Annotated in this window: 3 protein-coding genes; 1 reads left to right on the forward strand and 2 read right to left on the reverse strand. The window is 73.7% G+C overall.

The features are described 5' to 3' along the window. A partial coding sequence (scpA, locus tag VLJ82_RS13105; protein WP_408663805.1) for a methylmalonyl-CoA mutase occupies positions 1–1938 on the reverse strand: 1938 nt, incomplete at its 3' end. Beyond that, on the reverse strand, positions 1935–3794 hold the full coding sequence (locus VLJ82_RS13110) for a methylmalonyl-CoA mutase family protein (RefSeq protein WP_408663806.1): 1860 nt from the start codon (positions 3792–3794) through the stop codon (positions 1935–1937). The genes VLJ82_RS13110 and scpA, both read right to left, overlap by 4 nt. 173 nt (positions 3795–3967) lie before the next feature. Between VLJ82_RS13110 and VLJ82_RS13115 the strand changes: the two genes are divergently transcribed. Next, the coding region (locus tag VLJ82_RS13115) for a purine-nucleoside phosphorylase (protein WP_408663807.1) at positions 3968–4548 on the forward strand (581 nt) is incomplete at its 3' end.

Consider the following 4548-nt stretch of genomic DNA (forward strand, 5'->3'; position numbering starts at 1 on the left):
GACGGCCTGCCGGGCCACCTCGGCCGGGGTCTGGAACAGCGGGCCGACGTCGACGTCGAAGCCGAGGTCGGCGAAGGCGGTGGCGATCACCTTCTGGCCCCGGTCGTGCCCGTCCTGGCCGATCTTGGCCACCAGGATGCGCGGCCGCCGGCCGTGCGCGGCTTCGAAGCGTTCGGTGGCCGCCCGGGCCTGCTCGATCGAGTGCACCCTGCCCTCCTGTTCGGCCTCGGCGCCGTACACCCCGGAGATCGTCCGGATCTGCCCGGCGTGCCGGCCGAAGACCGCCTCCAGCGCGTCGGAGATCTCGCCGACGGTGGCCTTGGCCCGGGCCGCGTCGATCGACAGTGCCAGCAGATTGTGCTCCAGCCCGGCCGGCCGGCTGCCGTCGGCGATCGCGGCCGCGGCCCGGGTCAGCGCGGCCAGCGCCTGGTGGCAGGCCGCCGGGTCCCGCTCGGCCCGCAGCCGGGCGAGCTTGTCGGCCTGCGCGGCCCGCACGCCGGCATTGTCGATCTTGAGGACGTCGATCTTCTCCTCGGCGTCCGGGCGGTACTTGTTCACCCCGATGACCGGCTGGCGGCCGGAGTCGATCCGGGCCTGGGTACGGGCGGCGGCTTCCTCGATGCGCAGCTTCGGCAGCCCCGCCTCGATGGCCGCGGCCATCCCGCCGGCCTTCTCGACCTCCTCCAGGTGCGTCCAGGCACGCTGGGCCAGGTCGTGGGTCAGCCGCTCGACGTAGCCGCTGCCGCCCCACGGGTCGATCACCCGGGTGGTGCCGGCCTCCTGTTGCAGCAGCAGCTGGGTGTTGCGGGCGATCCGCGCCGAGAAGTCGGTGGGCAGCGCGAGCGCCTCGTCCAGGGCGTTGGTGTGCAACGACTGGGTGTGACCCTGGCTGGCAGCCATCGCCTCGATGCAGGTGCGGACCGCGTTGTTGAAGACGTCCTGCGCGGTCAGCGACCAGCCCGAGGTCTGGCAGTGCGCCCGCATCGCCAGCGACTTGGGGGTGGCCGGTGAGAACTGCCGCATCAGCTTGGCCCACAGCAACCGGGCCGCCCGGAGCTTGGCCACCTCCATGAAGAAGTTCATGCCGATGCCCCAGAAGAACGACAGCCGCGGGGCGAAGGCGTCGATGTCCATGCCGGCGGCCAGTCCGGCGCGCACGTACTCCACCCCGTCGGCCAGGGTGTAGGCCAGCTCCAGGTCGGCGGTCGCCCCGGCCTCCTGGATGTGGTAGCCGGAGATCGAGATGGAGTTGAACCGGGGCATCCGCACCGAGGTGAAGGCGAAGATGTCGCTGATGATGGTCATCGACGGTCCGGGCGGGTAGATATAGGTGTTGCGGACCATGAACTCTTTGAGAATGTCGTTCTGGATAGTGCCGGTCAGCTGCTCGGGGGCCACCCCCTGCTCCTCGGCCGCCACCACGAACAGTGCCAGCACCGGCAGCACCGCCCCGTTCATGGTCATCGACACGCTCATCCGCTCCAGCGGGATGCCGTTGAACAGCTCGCGCATGTCATAGATCGAGTCGATCGCCACCCCGGCCATCCCGACGTCGCCGATCACCCGGGGGTTGTCGCTGTCGTAGCCGCGGTGGGTGGGCAGGTCGAAGGCGACCGACAGCCCCTTCTGGCCGGCGGCCAGGTTGCGCCGGTAGAAGGCGTTGGACTCCGCGGCGGTGGAGAACCCGGCGTACTGCCGGATCGTCCACGGCTGGGTGACGTACATGGTCGGGTACGGGCCGCGCAGGTACGGCGCGATGCCGGGCAGGCCGTCCAGGAAGTCCAGGCCATCCAGGTCGGCGGCGGTGTAGAGCGGCGGCACCTCGATGCCTTCCGGGGTGGTCCAGCCTTCCGGAGTGGTCCAGCTTGCCGAATTGTCTGGCGCGCCGGCCGGTACCTGGGGATGCCCCAGCGACAGCTCGCCGAAGTCGGGGATCATGCCGCCACCTCCAGCAGCTCGAACATCGCGGTGAGCGCGGCCACCGCGTCGCAGCCGGTGTAGACCGCGGCGTCGACGGCACCGTCGACCAGCGCCGGCGGCCCGGCGATCCAGACCGAGACCGCGCCGGCCGCCTTCAGGGCCGCGGCCAGCGTCTGGGCGTGGTCGGCATGGTCCTGGTCGGCGGCGCACAGCAGCGCCATGCCGATCGTGCCGGTGTTGTGCGTCCGGAAAGCCGCCACCAGCTCGTCCGGCTGCCCGGTGCCCACCACCGCCTCGATGCCTCCGGCGGCGAGCAGGTTGCGCGCGAAGCCCAGCCGGCCTGCGTGTGCCCGGGCCGGGCCCAACGCCGCCAGGAACACCCGCGGCCGCGCTCCGGTGGCGGCCAGCCGGGCGTCGGCGCGGTCCCGCAGCGCCTCGAACTCCTCGGCGTAGCGCCGGCGCGGCAGGCCGGCCGGCCCGGGCTGCTCGGCCGGGTACGGACGGCGGGCCAGCACGGTCTCCTCCGGCATCGCGAACTCGCTGACGCCGGTGATCGGATCCCGGCGGCGGGCCAGGTTGTCCCGGCGCGGCTGCCAGCTGTCCTGCAGCATGCCGGCCAGCATTCCGGATTCCAGCGCGGCCACCGCACCGCCGGTCCGCTCGATCGCGGTGAACTTGTCCCAGGCCACCTCGGCCAGCTGCTCGGTGATCGACTCCAGGTACCAGGAGCCGCCGCCGGGGTCGAGCACCCGGGCCAGGCTGGACTCGTCATGCAGGATCGCCTGGGTGTTGCGGGCGATCCGGCGGCCGAAGTCGTCGGGCAGCCCGAGCGCGGAGTCGAACGGCGCCACCGTGATCGCGTCCGCGCCGGCCACCGCCGCCGCGAAACAGCCGACGGTGGCGCGCAGCAGGTTCACCCACGGATCGCGCCGGGTCAGGGTCGCCGCGGCGGTGACCGCGTGCTGGCGCTGGCCGCGGCTCTGCTCCGGTGCGCCGCAGAGTTCGGCCACCCGGTCCCACAGCCGGCGGGCGGCCCGCAGCTTGGCCATCGAGGCCCACTGGTCGGCGCTGACCGCGTACCGGAACTCCAGCTGCGCCAGTGCCTGCTCGATGCCCGAGCCCGCCTCGGTCAGCGCCCGCAGGTAGGCCACCCCGACCGCGACGCTGATCGCCAGCTCGTCGGAGTCGCTGCCGCCGGCCTCGGCGTACCTGCTGGCGTCCACGGTGCCCGGCAGCAGCCGGGGGAAATCCGCGGCGGCCCCGGCCAACCGGGTCAGCACCGCCAGGTCCGGTGCGCTGCCCTGCTGGGCGGCCAGCCCGATCGGGTCCGCGCCGAGCGTGCCGGCCACCTCGGCCGGCGCCAGGTCGCGGCTGCGGACCAGGCCCAGCAACGCCTCGGCGGCGGCCTCGGTGTCTGTCCCGGCGTCCAGCGCCAGGTCCAGACGGACCCCGTCCAGCACGGCTGCCAGCGACTCGACCGGGACGCCGCCGGAGCCGACCCGCAACCAGATCGAGGACGCCCCGCCGGAGAGCTCGGCCAGCACCGCCCGGCGGGCGGCGGCCGGGTCCGGTTCGACCACTCGCTGCCGGACGTCCCAGCCGGCCCGCTCGGCGCTGGCGCCGCGGACGAACGGCGGGCGGCCCGGCAGTCCGGCAGCCTCGATCCCAACCCCGTCCGGCAGGTCGGCGGCGGTGTAGAGCGGAGCGATCCGCAGGCCGTCGTAGGTCCGATACGACAGCGCGTCCTCCGGGTGGCCGGTCGCCGGCTCGACCCCGGACTTGGCCAGCACCGCGGCCACCATCGACCGCCACTGCTCGCGGCTGGCCGCCGGGAACTCCGCGGCCAGCTCCAGGTGGGCTTCGGGCGCCGTCATAGCGCGATGTTAGAGCGAACCGGACGGCCCGAGCGCGGGGGCGTGGCCTATCTCTCCGCCGTTTCCGACGGTTGTCCACAGCACCGGACGGCCATCCACAGCGGGCGGATCTCCGCCCGGCTGCCGTCGGTGCGGCGGCTAGGCTCTGCCCCGTGACCCAGACCGGAGACCCTCTGCAGCAGCAAGCGGCCAGCGACCAGGCGGCCGGACCCGACCCAGCGCGGCTCGCCGCCGAGGCGGCCCGGGAGCTGGCCCGCCGGACCGGCGCCGAGCGGCACGACGTGGCCCTGGTGCTGGGCTCCGGGTGGTTGCCCGCGGTGGCGGCGCTGGCCGAGCGGGCCAGCGCCGACGTGGAGTTCCCCAGCACCGACCTGCCGGGCTTCCTGCCGCCGGTGGTCGCCGGGCACGCCGGCACGATCCGCTCGCTGGAGCTGGACGGCCGGCGCATCCTGGTCTTCTCCGGCCGCACCCACTACTACGAGGGACGCGGGGTGGCCGCGGTGGTGCACGGCGTGCGGGTGGCCGCGGCGGCCGGTTGCACCGTCACGGTGCTGACCAACGGCTGCGGCGGCCTGCGCTCGGACATGCGGGTGGGCGATCCGGTGCTGATCTCCGACCACCTCAACCTGACCTTCACCTCGCCGCTGGTCGGTCCCCGGTTCGTCGACCTCACCGACCTGTACTCGCCCCGGTTGCGGGCGCTGATGCGCGAGATCGACCCCTCGCTGGCCGAGGGGGTGTACGCGCAGTTCCC

Source organism: Jatrophihabitans sp., from assembly GCF_035474675.1.
In the GTDB taxonomy this organism is placed as follows: Bacteria; Actinomycetota; Actinomycetes; order Mycobacteriales; family Jatrophihabitantaceae; genus Jatrophihabitans_A.